Source organism: Streptomyces sp. MK37H (assembly GCF_018035285.1).
GTDB classification, from domain to species: Bacteria; Actinomycetota; Actinomycetes; order Streptomycetales; family Streptomycetaceae; genus Streptomyces; species Streptomyces endocoffeicus.
In genome coordinates this window covers 1-12904 of sequence record NZ_JAAAYH010000263.1, presented here as the reverse complement: position 1 = coordinate 12904, position 12904 = coordinate 1, and the positions used below count along the sequence as shown (strand labels likewise).

The following is a 12904-nucleotide window of genomic DNA, read 5'->3' as shown; positions in this document are numbered from 1 at the left end:
CCGCCCACGGTGGCGCGCTCCCTTCGCCGGTCCGCGCCGGCACGTGTCCCTGTTGTTCGTACGACGGACTCGCGTACGCACGATTCTTGTACGACCCACGATTCCATGCCGGGGCAGGCTGGCGGAAGAACGCATCCGGGCTGTCCAGACGGCCCGGTTTGAGCCTGACGTGGCGGGAGGGTGCAGCATCGACCCCGAGCCCGGGGTCAGACCCAGGGCTCACTCCCCTAGGGGATGCCCACCCTGTACTCCTACTCCCGGTTCGTCCGGGCGGATGAGGAGCCTGTCGCCCCCACTTCATAAGGTTGCTACGGGCTGCGCGACTTAAGGGGTGGGGCTAGCCCTACCGCTAAGAGGGAGTCATTCCCCATCGCGGAGGTTCCCGGATCGCGGCAGTCTTGATGCGGCGATCGGGGAACAGAGATCACCGATCGGACACCGAAGGAGAAAGACCGTGACAACGGCTGTATCGATTCCCAGGACCGGGGGCAGCGGAGGACATACGGCCGTCGCCGCCCGCGCACGTCAGGTGGTCAAGGCATACGGCTCCGGGGAGACCCGGGTGGTCGCGCTGGACCATGTGGACGTGGACATCGCGCGGGGGCAGTACACCGCGATCATGGGCCCGTCCGGCTCCGGCAAGTCGACCCTGATGCACTGCCTGGCCGGTCTGGACACCGTCAGCTCCGGGCAGATCTTCATCGACGAGACCGAGATCACCAAGCTGAAGGACAAGAAGCTCACCAGGCTGCGCCGGGACCGGATCGGCTTCATCTTCCAGGCGTTCAACCTATTGCCGACGCTCAGCGCGATCGAGAACATCACGCTGCCGATGGACATCGCGGGCCGCAAGCCCGACCGGGCCTGGATGGACCGGGTGGTGGAGACCGTGGGTCTGGCCGGCCGGCTCAAGCACCGCCCGAACCAGCTCTCCGGCGGTCAGCAGCAGCGCGTCGCCGTGGCCCGCGCCCTCGCCGCCCGCCCCGAGATCATCTTCGGTGACGAGCCGACCGGAAACCTGGACTCGCGGGCCGGTGCCGAGGTGCTGGGCTTCCTCAAGCGGTCGGTGGACGAGCTGGGCCAGACCATCGTGATGGTCACCCATGACCCGGTCGCCGCCTCCTACGCCAACCGGGTGCTGTACCTGGCCGACGGCCGGATCGTCGACGAGATGCACAACCCGACGGCCGATCTGGTCCTTGAGCGCATGAAGCACTTCGACGCGCGAGGACGGGTGTCATGACCGTCCTCAAGACCTCACTGCGCAACTTCGTCGCCCACAAGGGGCGGATGGCGCTGTCCGCGATCGCCGTGCTGCTCTCGGTGGCCTTCGTCTGCGGCACGCTCGTCTTCACCGACACCACCAACGCCACGTTCGACAAGCTCTTCGCGAGCACCGCCTCCGATGTCACGGTCAGCCCCAAGGGCGTCAGCGACAAGGACACCCGGCAGGGCCGGATCCGTACCCTGCCCGGTTCGGAGCTGGCGCGGCTGAAGCAGGTGGACGGCGTCAAGTCGGTGCTCGGCGACGCCACCAGCCAGTCGGTCACCGCCGCCGACCGCAACGACAACAGCATCGGCTCGGACACCGGCGCCCCGACCGTCGGCACCAACTGGGACCCGACCGAGAAGCGCTCGGTCGAGATCACCTCCGGCCACGCGCCGCGCGGCCCGACCGAGGTGATGGTCGACGCCGACACCGCCAAGAACAAGAAGCTGACCCTCGGCGACGAGGTGCGGATCATCGCCATCCCGGGCGAGTTCCGCGCGAAGATCGTCGGCATTGCCACGTTCCAGGTGACCAACCCCGGCGCCACGCTGATCTACATGGACACCGACACCGCGCAGCGCAAGCTGCTCGGCGCTCCCGGGGTCTACTCCAGCTACTCGCTCACCGCCCAGGCGGGCGTCAGCCACGACCAGCTGAAGAAGAACGTCGTCGCCGACCTCGGCACCGGGGTCAAGGTGCAGACGAAGGCCGAGTCCAGCAAGGAGGCCGAGGACGACATCGGCTCGTTCCTGGACGTGATGAAGTACGCGATGCTCGGCTTCGCCGGGATCGCCGTCCTGGTCGGCATCTTCCTGATCGTCAACACCTTCTCGATGCTGGTCGCCCAGCGCACCCGTGAGATCGGCCTGATGCGGGCCATCGGCTCCAGCCGGAAGCAGATCAACCGGTCGGTGCTGATCGAGGCGTTGCTGCTCGGCGTCGTCGGCTCGATCCTCGGTGTCCTCGGCGGCGTCGGCCTCGCGGTCGGCCTGATGAAGATCATGGGCAGCGCGGGGCTCCACCTGAGCACCGACCAGCTGACGGTGAAGGCCACCACGCCCATCGTGGGCGTCGGCATCGGCGTCGTCGTCACCGTCATCGCGGCGTACATCCCCGCCCGCCGGGCCGGGAAGATCTCCCCGATGGCGGCCCTGCGCGACGCGGGCACCCCGGCGGACAGCAAGGCCGGATGGATCCGCGGCGCGATCGGCACCCTGCTCACCGCGGGCGGCGCGGCCTCCCTGGTGGTCGCGGGGAACGCGGACAAGGCGGTCGACGGCTCGATGTTCCTGGGCCTCGGCGTGGTGCTGACGCTCATCGGCTTCATCGTCATCGGCCCGCTGCTGGCCGGTCTGGTGGTCCGCGTACTGGCCACCGTCGTGCTGCGGATCTTCGGCCCGGTCGGCCGGCTGGCCGAGCGCAACGCGCTGCGCAACCCGCGGCGCACCGGCGCCACCGGCGCGGCCCTGATGATCGGCCTGGCGCTGGTCGCCTGTCTGTCGGTGGTGGGCTCCTCGATGGTGGCCTCGGCCACCGACGAGCTGGACAAGTCGGTGGGCGCGGACTTCATCGTCCAGTCCGACACCGGTCAGCCGATCACCAAGGGCATCGCGGACGCGGTGCGCCAGGCCAAGGGCCTGAAGCACATCAGCGAGGCCAAGGACATCGAGGGCACCAAGCTCACCCTGCCCGACGGCAAGACGGTCACCAAGGACCTCTCGGCCGCCAGCCCGACGTACGCCGAGGACCTGCGCACCCCGGTCGTCGAGGGCGACCTGTCCGCCGCGTACGGCAAGGACGCCATGTCGGTGCCGGAGGGCTTCGCCAAGGACCACAAGGTGAAGAAGGGCGACACCCTCACCGTCGCCTTCAAGGAGGGCCGCACCGCCAAGCTGACCGTCGCCGCGATCACCTCGGACGACGTCAGCCTCGACAAGGGCGCGATGTACCTCAACATCGCCACCGTCGAGCGTTACGTCCCCGCCAAGCTGATCCCGGCGGACGTCATGATGCTGGCGCAGGCCAGGGACGGCCAGGAGAAGCAGGCATACGCCTCCCTCAAGTCCCAGCTGCACCACTACCCGTCGGTGCAGGTGCGCGACCAGACCGACTACAAGAAGGAGGTCAAGGACCAGGTCGGTCAGCTGCTCAACCTGGTCTACGGCCTGCTGGCGCTCGCGATCATCGTCGCCGTCCTCGGTGTGGTGAACACCCTGGCCCTCTCGGTCGTCGAGCGGACCCGCGAGATCGGCCTGATGCGCGCCATCGGCGTCTCCCGCCGCCAGATGCGCCGCATGATCCGCCTGGAGTCCGTGGTCATCGCCCTCTTCGGCGCCCTGCTGGGCCTCGGGCTCGGCATGGGCTGGGGCACCACGGCCCAGAAGCTGCTGGCCCTCGAGGGTCTGAAGACCCTGGAGATCCCGTGGCCGACGATCATCACGGTCTTCATCGGTTCGGCCGTGGTGGGCCTGATCGCGGCCCTGGTCCCGGCCTTCCGGGCGGCCCGGATGAATGTGCTGAACGCGATCGCCACGGAGTAGCCGAAGCCAACGGGGGAAATGAGGCCCGCTGCCCCTCCATGGGGGGAGGGGCAGAAGGCCGGCCGACCGGCCCGGTGTGCGACGGGGGAGCGCACCGGGCCGGCGGTGTGTTCCGGGCCGTTCCCCGGTAGTAGCAGCAGCTACCAGGGACGGACGAGGACGAGGCCGACCTTGCCGGGCCGCACCGCGTGTTCCACGGCATTGGCCAGCTCGGCGAGGCCGTACGTAGCGGCCACGTCGAACTGGTCCCTGAGGGCCAGTGCGATCTGCTTCGCGGTGGCGACGTCGGATTGCCGCCTCTCGGCGGAGGCTTCGGCCGGCCACAGGCCGACGTTCTTGCCGCGCATGGTCAGCGACTTGCTCAGCAGCGTCGATGCGTGCACCGAGATCGGCTCCTTGGCGATCAGTCCGTAACTGACCAGCTTCCCGCCCGGTGACAGCAGGTCCAGAAGGCTCTCCGCCAGCTTCCCGCCGATGGGGTCCAACGCCACACTCACCGGACGGCCGCCCGCTGCCGTGCGGACCTCGTCGGCCCAGCCCGGATGCTCTGTCGACACGACAGGCACGTCCGGGAACCGCTTGCGCAGCTCGGCGGCACCGCGCTCGCTGCGGACGACGTTGACGAGGGGGAAGTTGTGGAACTGTGAGACACCCGTCACCAGCCGCCCGACCGATGAGCCCGCAGCGGTCTGCACCAGGCAACCGTCGTATCCGAAGGCCAGGTGCTCCTGCGCCTCCCGGCGTAGCATCACCGCGGTGAGCGGGTTCGCCAGCATCTGCGCGGCGACCTCGTCCGACAACTCGTCCGGTACGGCGGCGACCAAATCGGCGTCCGCCACGATCCACTGCGCCCACGCCCCCGGTTGGGGGAAGACCGTTACCCGGCCGCCGACCTCGACCCCCGGCGCCACGCGCGTTCCCGGGCCGATCGCCTCCACCACGCCGGTGACCTCCGTCCCGGCTGGGACCGGCTGTGCGGCATTCCCTGGGTATGCCTCGATGGTCTGGAGATCACCGGGGTGCACCGTGAAGACCGAGGCGCGGATAAGGACCTGGCCGTGCTCGGGCGTCGCCGGGTCCGGTTCCTCGATGACGGTCAGGACCTCGGCGGGTGATCCGCCGCGGGTGTGGACGACACGACGGTTCATGATCCTCCTTCAGCGCCCTGGAATGTGCGGGGCTTGGCCGGGCCGCCGACGTCCCGGAGCAGCGGGTGCTTTCCGCTGAGTGCGCGATCCGGCTGCCTCACTGGCCGGCTCCCACGCAGCAGCCCCTGGTCACGCTCGCACAGTGGGCAAACAGCAGCACAGCCGATTGGGCCGATCGGGTGATGACGGGGGTAGGGGACACCGACCTGTAGGCACGGCCCGCCGAGACGTCATCCCAGGTCAGGTAGTCCCTGAGTGAGAACTGGACCCATGAACGACGGCTCCGGGCAGCGCTGGCACGGTTGGCTGTCGAGTAGGCCACGATGGCCCGGCCGTGCGTAGCCGAATCAACGGGGGGATGAAGCCGTCATCAAGGCTGGGCCGCCTGGCGTTTGACTTCGAGTGCGCTCCAACTCCTAGCGTGATCGTCACGACCACCAGGGAGGTACCCGATGTCCGAACTGCCCACCCGTCGCCTGGGCGCGCTGACCGTCGCGGCCCAGGGCCTGGGCTGCATGGGGATGAGCCACGGCTACGGCGCCTCGGACGACGCCCAGTCGATCGCCACCCTCCACCGCGCCCTCGACCTCGGCGTCACGCTGCTGGACACCTCCGACTTCTACGGGGCCGGGCACAACGAGGAACTGATCGGCCGGGCCCTGGCCGGACGCCGGGACCAGGCGGTCCTGGCCACCAAGTTCGGCTTCGCCAACCGGCTGGGGGAGCCGACCGCGATCCGGGGCGACGCCGCGTACGTCCGTCAGGCGTGCGACGCCTCGCTGCGGCGGCTCGGCGTCGATCACATCGACCTCTACTACCAGCACCGGGTCGACCCCGAGGTCCCCATCGAGGAGACCGTCGGCGCGATGGCCGAGCTGGTCCAGGCGGGCAAGGTGCGCCACCTCGGCCTGTCCGAGGCGAGCGCGGAGACCGTCCGCCGGGCCCACGCGGTGCACCCCATCGCGGCCCTGCAGAGCGAATGGTCGCTGTGGACCCGGGACCTGGAGCACGAGATCGTCCCGGTCTGCCGCGAGCTCGGCATCGGCCTCGTCCCCTTCTCCCCGCTCGGCCGTGGCTTCCTCACCGGCCGCTACACCTCGACCGACGGCCTGCCGGAGAGCGACGTACGCCGCACCCAGCCCCGGTTCGCGGACGGCAACCTCGAGAAGAACCTGGCCATCGTGGAGAAGCTGAACGAGCTGGCCGCCGCGAAGGGCGTCACCGCCGGCCGGCTCGCCCTCGCCTGGGTGCAGCACCGCGGCGACGACGTGGTTCCCATCCCGGGCACCCGGCGCCAGAAGTACCTGGAGGAGAACCTGACCGCCGCCACCCTGGAGCTGTCTCCCGAAGAGCTGGCCGCGATCGACGCCGCCGCCCCGGCCGACCAGGTCGCCGGCACCCGCTACGACGAGAAGAGCCTCACCTTCGTCAACCGCTGATCCGCACGGCGGTGATCACCGTGTCCGGCGCCGCCTGCTCCCCGCCCGCTACTGCTTCCCGCGGGCGGGGGAGGCCTGGCGGGCGTCCGCGCCGGAGCTGACCTGCCGGTGGGTCTCCTGGGGGCCGTGCCAGTCCAGGCACAACACGGTGGCGTCGTCTTCCAGCTTGCCGTCCGCGGCGTCCAGGACCGCGGTGGTCAGCATCAGCACGGTCTCCCGCGGGTGCAGGTGCCGGGTGCTCTTCAGCAGGGCGGCCAGATCCACCTTCTGAGCGTCGCGTTCGAGCATGCCGTCGGTGAGCATGATCAAACGATCGCCGGGGCGTAGATCGATGTCCTGAACGTGGTAGGAGTGGGCCGCGGGCGCGGGCACTCCGAAGGGCGGGTCCGCCTCGCAGGGGATTTCCGCCACGGTTCCCTCGCGTATGCGCAGCGGCAACGGGTGGCCGGCATTGACGAGTTCTGTCCGCCCGGTGTGGAGGTAGACGCGCAGCAGCTGCCCGGTGGCGTGGCCGCGGCCATTGTCGGCCAAGGCCCGGTGGGCCCGCCGGGCCTGGTCGATCAGGTCGGCTCCGGCGCGGCGGGCGCCGCGCAGGGCGCCCATGAGGACGGTGGCCGTCAGCGCGGAGTTGATGTCGTGGCCCATGGGGTCGGTCACCGACAGGTGCAGGGTGTCCCGGTCCAGGGTGTAGTCGAAGGTGTCCCCGCTGATCGTTTCCGAGGGTTCCAGACTCCCGCACAGGGCGAACTGGGCGGCCTCACACGACAGCGACGACGGCAGCAGCTGGTATTGGATCTCCGCCGGCAGGGTGGGGGGTCTGGAGCGTTTGCCCCAGGTGTAGAGATCGGTGAAGCGTTGGTTGGCGATCACGATATAGGCCAGGACGTGGGCGGCTTCGCCGACCGCGTCGAGGATGTCTTCGCCGGGCTCGGCCGGCAGTAGCACCTCGAGCAGGCCGATCGCGTCCCCACGGTTGGTGACCGGGGCGATCACTCGCTGTCCCTGGCCGGTCGCCTCCTGGTACAGGCGCTGGGTGCGTATCACCCGTTCGTAGACGCTGCCGAACAGTTCGATCCGCTCCGCGGCCCGTCCGGCTCCCTCGGTGGAGGCGATGGACAGGCGTGCTATCGCCTTCCCGGTCAGATCCAGGATGAGGAAAGAGACCTGCGTGGCGTTGAAGCGCCGCCGCAGGTCCTCGGCGACCACATCGACGGACTCCACCGGTGCCGCCTTCTCCGCCGCTGTCAGCAGGCGGGGGAGTTCACTGGGCCCACTCACAAGCCGGCTCCCTTCGTGCACCACCCCTCCCCATCAGCCTAAACCTGTGCGACGAGGGGGGACCGATGAGTTTCCGGGTGCCCCGGGGTCTCAGGAGGTGAACGCGACACCCCAAGGGAGATCACCATGACCGAGACCGCGAAAGGCACCCGTTTCACCGAGGTGGGCCGGGTAGCCGTCACCGTCGCCGATCAGGACCGGGCGCTGGATTTCTACGTGGGCACGCTCGGCTTCGAGAAGCGTGCTGACATCCCCTTCGGCGACGGCCACCGCTGGATCGAGGTGGCCCCGGCGGGCGCCCCGACCGGGATCGCGCTCGTCCTGCCGCGCGAGGGTGGCCAGGGGCCGGGCTACGAGACCGGCATCATCCTCACCTCCGAGGACATCGACGCCGATCATGCGGCGCTGCGCTCGCGCGGCGTCGACACCGACCCGGAGGTCCAGCGCTGGGGCGCCCCGGTGCCGCCGATGTTCAGCTTCCGGGATGTGGACGGCAACGCGTTGATGGTCGTCGAGAACGGCTGACCGCACCCGGCCGGGAGCCGGTGATGAGCCGGTCCGCGACGGGGGCGGACCGGCTCTTCCGCGCGGCTACGACGCGTGGCGGCCGATGCGCTCGGCGCGGGCGCGCAGCAGGAGCGCGATCCAGCTGCGGTAGGGCTTCCAGCGGTCGGCGATCCCGGCCAGTCGGCGGATGTCGCCGGAGGCGGTCTCGCCGAGGTCGTACGCGGTGGCGACGGCCGCGCGCAGTCGTGGTTCGTGGCGTGGGAAGACGTCGGGGTGCCCGGCGCCACGGATGAGGATGAGCTCGGCGGAGAACGGGCCGATGCCGGGGAGGGTGCGCAGCGCCGCGAGGGCGTCGTCCACCGGCATCGCGCGCAGCCGTGCGGCGTCGAGTTCACCGGCGTCGGCGGCCTCGGCCAGCGCGTGCAGCCGCTCGATCTTCACCTCGGTCAGGCCGGGGACCCGGTTGATCCCGCGCAGGATGGGCGGGGTGGGGAAGGCATGCAGGGTCCGGCCCGCGACCTGGACGCGCCGTCCGAGCCGCTCGGCGAGGCGGGCCTTGATGGCGGCGGCCTGGTTCATGCGGATGCGATGGCCGATGACCGCCCACGCGGCGGCTTCGTAGGGCGAGTGGAAGCACACCGGCCGAAGGCCCGGAAAGTCCGCCATGAGCCCGGCCACCACGGGGTCGGCGGCGGCGAGGTCGGGGAAACCGCTTCCGTCGACGTCGAGCGAGAGGATGCGGGCGAGCTGGGCTCGGGCGGCCCCGGGGCCGGTCCCGGCGGACACGGGGTCTGTCGGGGTGTCGGGATACGCGGTGAACTCGGCCCGGACCCTGCCCGCTCCTCCCTCCGCCGTCTCCTCCTGCCGCACCGCGACGGCCACCGTGGAGCGGCCGTCGTCGGCGGGGAAGGCCAAGCGGAGCACCCCGTCCGCCGTGTCCTCGTAGTCCGCCGGGGTGAAGCCCCCCAGGAAGCGCACGCTCGCCGCGAGCGAGAAGGGACCGGACGGGGTGAGGGAGACGGCGGTCACGGGTCAGCCTCCGTGCGCCGTGAGGGCGTAGCCCTCGGGGCCGATGAAGGTGAACGTGCGGCCGAAGGGGCTGTCCTGGGGCGGGCTGACGATCGGCACCCCGGCGTCGGCGAGCTGGTCGTGCAGCGCCTGGGCGTCCGTGGTGCGGAACCACAGGGCCACGCCGAGACCGGGCCGTGCGACGTCGTCGAGCTCCACGCCCGGCAGCGGCTCGCGGACGGCGAACGGGATCGGCTGGGTGGTGAACACCACGGCACCGGGAGGCGAGGCCGGTGCCCGCCGCAGTCCGAGGTGCTTTTCGCAGAAGGCGGCCGCCGCCTCGACATCGCGTACCTGCAGGGCGATGAAGTCGGGGCCGTCAAGGGTCGCGGTCATGGGTCCTCCCCAGTTGTTGATGTCAGGACTTTGACATCCCAGGACTGTACGCACACCCTCTCCCCATGTCAAAATCCTGACATGGAAGACCGGACTCCCGTGGCCCCGCCGCACCCCGCTCACGACGTCACCGAACATGTGGGATACCGCCTCAAGCGCGCCGCCGCGGCGCTGCGCGGCGCCATGGACAAGGCGCTGCGTGAACACGGCCTGACGGTGCCGCAGTACGCCTGCCTGGAACTCCTCGACCAGCGGCCCGGCCTGTCCAACGCCGAACTCGCCCGCGGCACGTTCGTCACCCGGCAATCCATGAACGTCGTCCTGCGCGGCCTCCAGGACGCGGACCTGATCTCCCGGCCCGCCACCGCCGACCACGGCCGCGCCCTCCCGGCCCACCTCACCGAGCGCGGCCGCGAACGGCTCGACGCGGCCCGGTCCGCCGTCTACGCCATCGAACGGACGATGGTCGAGGCCTTCCCGCAACGGCGCCTGGCCGCCCTCCTCGCCGACCTCGACCGCATGGCGGAAGCCCTCGGCGGCTGACCTGCCCCCTGCCTCAGTCGCGGGGGAGCAGGGTGCCCAGCGGGCCGAGGTCCAGGTTGAGGTCCTCCGGCGTCAGTCCGTGCTGGTCGCACAGCTCCGCCATGCGCTGGTCGAGCAGCATCAGCGTGGTGCCGATGCGCTCGATCTGACCGTCGGTGAGACCTCCCGCGTCGATGCGGCGGACGGCCTGGCGCTCCATCAGCTGGCGGAGGAGTTCGACGACCGTCAGCACGAGGGCCACCAGGTCGCGGCCGACCGAGTCGCGGTCGATGTCGAGGTGGGTGGGGGGCGGGCTCATAGCGGGCCGCTGTCGGTCCACGGGGCCTGCACCCGTTCGTTGACCGAGGAGAGGAGGGCGTGCAGGGAGAGGCGGACGAGGGGGACCTCGGCGATCGCGATGACCAGGTCGCCGGTGACGACGATGCCGGTGGCGAGCACCCGGTCGAGGAGGTCCACGAGGGGGACGCCGAGCGGTCCGAGGGCCTCGGCGGGGGTGGTTCCCCACGCGGGGGCCTCTTTGCGGGCGATGTCGGCGGGGGCGGCTTGCCATGCCGCTTTCGCCGGGGCGGCGTCCCAGGCGGCCCTGGTCATGGGGACATCCCTCCGTCGGCGATTCCCCCGTCGGCGAAGGAGTAGGGCGCCCACGGCCCGGAGAGCTCGATCTGGACGTACGTCTCGTCGCGGCGCAACGACGCGAGCGCGGCGCGCAGTTCGCGCTCGCGGCCCAGGTCGAGGAGGTAGGCCGCGTTCAGCACATGGGTACGGTGCTTCCCGGTCACCTCGACGCCGTGCGGGCGCAGCCGTCGCGCGGCCACGGCGAGGCTCCGGACGGCGGCGTCCACCCGCTCGGCGGCCCGCAGCGCCAGGGTGTGGTGCTGTTCGCGGCTCCGCTGCCGGGCGCGGACGCGGTCCAGATAGGCGCGGCCGTTGCCGGGGCCGTCCGTCGGGGCGGCTTCGTGGGCGGTTTCCGGGACCGTTTCCGGGGCGGGCGGTGGTCCCGCGGGGGCGTAGACCTTGACGCCCCATTCGACCCGGCCCGCGATCCGGTCCAGGGCGGTCAGGAAGGACGTCTCCCGCTCGCCCAGGGCCTCGCGGACACGGCCGTCGTCGAGATAGACCGTGGCCAGGGGCAGCGGAACGGTCGGGGCCAGGGCCGACGCCGCCGTGATCACCGCGTGGTGGGCGCGGGCGCAGCGCTCCAGCTCGGCGCCGTCGGACAGCCGCCGCCGCAGCGCCGCCTCGTCGTACCCGGCCGCGGGCACGTCCTGGACCACGGCGGTGAGCGGGCCCGCCGCGAGCGTGCGGACGGGCGCGCCGGTGCCGAGCCCGGGGAGTTCCGCCAACGGTTCCGCGGGGGCGGTGAGGCCGCCGCCTCGGCAGACCGCGAAGGCGTAGGTGAGGGCGGGGGCCTCAGTCATGGGCTCCTCTCCTCCTCCGCCGCGCCGACCGTGCTCAGCTCCTCCGAGCCGATCCGTGACTCCAGGGCGTGGAGCCGCCTCCGCAGTTCCGCGTTCTCCTGGGCGAGGGCGTCCTTCGCGGCGCGCGACGAGAGCGCCGGGTCGGTTTCCCACCAGTCGATTCCGGCCTTGCGGGCGGTATCCACGGAAGAGATGAACAACCGCAGCCGGATGGTGAGCAGTTCGATGTCCAGCAGGTCGATCTTGATGTCCCCGGCGATGACGATGCCCTTGTCCAGGACCCGCTCCAGGATCTCGGCGAGGTCGGAGGGGTGCCGCTCGGTGGTCACGGACGGGGGGTAGGCCAGGTCGCGTTCCGTCATGGCGTCCGCACCCTCGCCCTTCCTCCCCCGCCGCCCGAGCGCTCCAGCAGATCCAGCAGCCGGTCCTCCTCCCGGTCGAACTCCTCCGGGCCGATCGCCCCCGACTCCAGGGCCTCGTTCAGTGCGGCGAGCCGGGCGCGCAGCACCGACGGATGGCACATCTCCTCCTCCGCCATGTCCCGCACGCGCTCCGCGATCCACACCACCCCGCGCACCGGCGCCAGCGGGAAGAGGACGACCTGGCTCAGTACGCCCATGTCAGGCCCGGCCTTCCGTGAAGCTGTAGCAGGGCAGCGGGCCGGTGAGCCGCAGTTCGACCCGGTCGCGGTGGGCGGCCGCGAGCCGTTCCACGGCGCCCTCGAACCGCCGCTGCTCGCGCCGGTCCAGCAGGAACGAGGTGTTGAGTACGCACCCCTCGACCTCCGGGCCGTGCACCGTGGCGTTCGTTACGGCCGAGAGCTCCGCGAGCACCGTGGCCGCGGCGGCCGCCGCCCTGCGCCTCAGCCCACGTGCCACGGCCTCGCCGAGCCGCACGCTGGCCTCGTACCCCGGGGCCCGGCGCGCGGCGGTGCGCAACCGGCTCACCTCGGGGTCCTCCCGTACCAGCGCACCCAGGTCGGCCTCGGTGGGCAGCGCCTTGAGGTTCATCTCGACCCGCCCGTCGACGCGTTCGAGCGCGGCCAGGCAGTCGTGCTGTGTGCACAGCAGCTGCCGCCGCACCGACTCCTCGTCGGGGGCGACCATCCCGAAGCGCATCGGCAGCACCGGCCCGTCCCGTCCCAGCGTCAGGGCGAGGTCCTGGTGGGCGAGGAGGTCACGGCGCTTGGCGCGCAGCCGGGCCGGAGCGTCGCTGATCACCGCGGCCAGCGCTCCGGCCCGGACGGTACGGACCGGGGCGGGCCGCTCGCCCACCCCGGTGCGGCCGGGCGGCACCGTGTGGGAGGCGCGGACGACGCCGTAGACGTACACGCTCTGAGGTGCGGGCGCGGGCGCGG

15 protein-coding genes are annotated in these 12904 nt (G+C 71.2%); 5 read left to right on the top strand and 10 right to left on the bottom strand.

Annotated features, from left to right (window positions below):
* Positions 1-454: 454 nt before the first annotated feature.
* Positions 455-1243 carry an ABC transporter ATP-binding protein gene (locus tag GWI24_RS29575; protein WP_210948945.1) on the top strand — a complete coding sequence of 263 codons (789 nt, stop codon included), beginning with the start codon at positions 455-457 and terminating at the stop codon, positions 1241-1243.
* Entirely contained in the window at positions 1240-3810 is a 2571-nt protein-coding gene (locus tag GWI24_RS29570; protein ID WP_210948944.1) for an ABC transporter permease, read from the top strand. Before GWI24_RS29575 ends, GWI24_RS29570 begins: the two co-directional genes overlap by 4 nt.
* Positions 3811-3950: 140 nt before the next feature.
* On the opposite strand, the gene GWI24_RS29565 is transcribed toward GWI24_RS29570, so the two are convergent.
* Positions 3951-4958: a zinc-binding dehydrogenase gene (locus GWI24_RS29565; RefSeq protein ID WP_210948943.1), complete on the bottom strand. Its 1008-nt coding sequence runs from the start codon at positions 4956-4958 to the stop codon at positions 3951-3953.
* A gap of 452 nt (positions 4959-5410) precedes the next feature.
* Here GWI24_RS29565 and GWI24_RS29560 point away from each other — a divergent pair, with 452 nt between their 5' ends.
* On the top strand, positions 5411-6397 hold the full coding sequence (locus tag GWI24_RS29560; RefSeq protein ID WP_210948942.1) for an aldo/keto reductase: 987 nt from the start codon (positions 5411-5413) through the stop codon (positions 6395-6397).
* Positions 6398-6445: 48 nt separating this feature from the next.
* On the opposite strand, the gene GWI24_RS29555 is transcribed toward GWI24_RS29560, so the two are convergent.
* Complete coding sequence (locus GWI24_RS29555) at positions 6446-7618, bottom strand: PP2C family protein-serine/threonine phosphatase (RefSeq protein ID WP_210948947.1); 1173 nt, start codon at positions 7616-7618, stop codon at positions 6446-6448.
* A gap of 183 nt (positions 7619-7801) precedes the next feature.
* Between GWI24_RS29555 and GWI24_RS29550 the strand changes: the two genes are divergently transcribed.
* A complete protein-coding gene (locus GWI24_RS29550; RefSeq protein ID WP_210948941.1) occupies positions 7802-8200 on the top strand; it encodes a VOC family protein in 399 nt (132 codons plus the stop codon).
* Positions 8201-8266: 66 nt separating this feature from the next.
* Here GWI24_RS29550 and GWI24_RS29545 read toward each other — a convergent pair whose 3' ends face one another.
* Both GWI24_RS29545 and GWI24_RS29540 read right to left on the bottom strand, forming a co-directional pair.
* Positions 8267-9211: a DNA-3-methyladenine glycosylase gene (locus GWI24_RS29545; RefSeq protein ID WP_210948940.1), complete on the bottom strand. Its 945-nt coding sequence runs from the start codon at positions 9209-9211 to the stop codon at positions 8267-8269.
* Positions 9212-9214: 3 nt separating this feature from the next.
* Positions 9215-9586, bottom strand: a complete 372-nt coding sequence (locus GWI24_RS29540; protein WP_210948939.1) for a VOC family protein — start codon at positions 9584-9586, stop codon at positions 9215-9217.
* An 81-nt stretch (positions 9587-9667) separates the two neighbouring features.
* Between GWI24_RS29540 and GWI24_RS29535 the strand changes: the two genes are divergently transcribed.
* A complete protein-coding gene (locus tag GWI24_RS29535) occupies positions 9668-10129 on the top strand; it encodes a MarR family winged helix-turn-helix transcriptional regulator (RefSeq protein ID WP_210948938.1) in 462 nt (153 codons plus the stop codon).
* A 13-nt stretch (positions 10130-10142) separates the two neighbouring features.
* Here the strand turns inward: GWI24_RS29535 and GWI24_RS29530 are convergent, their stop codons facing one another.
* The 6 genes from GWI24_RS29530 to GWI24_RS29505 are packed head-to-tail and all read right to left on the bottom strand — an operon-like array spanning position 10143 to position 12878.
* Positions 10143-10427 (bottom strand): gas vesicle protein K, encoded by a 285-nt coding sequence (locus GWI24_RS29530; RefSeq protein WP_210948937.1) that lies wholly within the window; start codon positions 10425-10427, stop codon positions 10143-10145.
* The gene (locus tag GWI24_RS29525; protein WP_308344127.1) at positions 10424-10657 is read right to left on the bottom strand and encodes a gas vesicle protein; all 234 of its coding nucleotides are present in this window, start codon (positions 10655-10657) and stop codon (positions 10424-10426) included. The genes GWI24_RS29530 and GWI24_RS29525 overlap by 4 nt, the downstream gene beginning before the upstream one ends.
* Positions 10658-10716: 59 nt before the next feature.
* Complete coding sequence (locus GWI24_RS29520; protein ID WP_210948935.1) at positions 10717-11547, bottom strand: GvpL/GvpF family gas vesicle protein; 831 nt, start codon at positions 11545-11547, stop codon at positions 10717-10719.
* Entirely contained in the window at positions 11544-11909 is a 366-nt protein-coding gene (locus GWI24_RS29515; protein WP_210948934.1) for a gas vesicle protein, read from the bottom strand. The genes GWI24_RS29520 and GWI24_RS29515 overlap by 4 nt, the downstream gene beginning before the upstream one ends.
* Positions 11906-12166, bottom strand: coding sequence for a gas vesicle protein GvpG (locus tag GWI24_RS29510; protein WP_210948933.1), 261 nt, complete (start codon positions 12164-12166; stop codon positions 11906-11908). The genes GWI24_RS29515 and GWI24_RS29510 overlap by 4 nt, the downstream gene beginning before the upstream one ends.
* Before the next feature lies 1 nt (position 12167).
* On the bottom strand, positions 12168-12878 hold the full coding sequence (locus GWI24_RS29505; protein ID WP_210948946.1) for a GvpL/GvpF family gas vesicle protein: 711 nt from the start codon (positions 12876-12878) through the stop codon (positions 12168-12170).
* Positions 12879-12904 lie beyond the last annotated feature (26 nt).

What these genes read in the sequence shown, in the direction of transcription:
- GWI24_RS29570 (WP_210948944.1), top strand. Translation starts at nt 1,240, where the DNA reads ATGACCGTCCTCAAGACCTCACTGCGCAACTTCGTCGCCCACAAGGGG.
- GWI24_RS29565 (WP_210948943.1), bottom strand. Translation starts at nt 4,958, where the DNA reads ATGAACCGTCGTGTCGTCCACACCCGCGGCGGATCACCCGCCGAGGTC.
- GWI24_RS29560 (WP_210948942.1), top strand. Translation starts at nt 5,411, where the DNA reads ATGTCCGAACTGCCCACCCGTCGCCTGGGCGCGCTGACCGTCGCGGCC.
- GWI24_RS29550 (WP_210948941.1), top strand. Translation starts at nt 7,802, where the DNA reads ATGACCGAGACCGCGAAAGGCACCCGTTTCACCGAGGTGGGCCGGGTA.
- GWI24_RS29540 (WP_210948939.1), bottom strand. Translation starts at nt 9,586, where the DNA reads ATGACCGCGACCCTTGACGGCCCCGACTTCATCGCCCTGCAGGTACGC.
- GWI24_RS29535 (WP_210948938.1), top strand. Translation starts at nt 9,668, where the DNA reads ATGGAAGACCGGACTCCCGTGGCCCCGCCGCACCCCGCTCACGACGTC.
- GWI24_RS29530 (WP_210948937.1), bottom strand. Translation starts at nt 10,427, where the DNA reads ATGAGCCCGCCCCCCACCCACCTCGACATCGACCGCGACTCGGTCGGC.
- GWI24_RS29520 (WP_210948935.1), bottom strand. Translation starts at nt 11,547, where the DNA reads ATGACTGAGGCCCCCGCCCTCACCTACGCCTTCGCGGTCTGCCGAGGC.
- GWI24_RS29515 (WP_210948934.1), bottom strand. Translation starts at nt 11,909, where the DNA reads ATGACGGAACGCGACCTGGCCTACCCCCCGTCCGTGACCACCGAGCGG.
- GWI24_RS29510 (WP_210948933.1), bottom strand. Translation starts at nt 12,166, where the DNA reads ATGGGCGTACTGAGCCAGGTCGTCCTCTTCCCGCTGGCGCCGGTGCGC.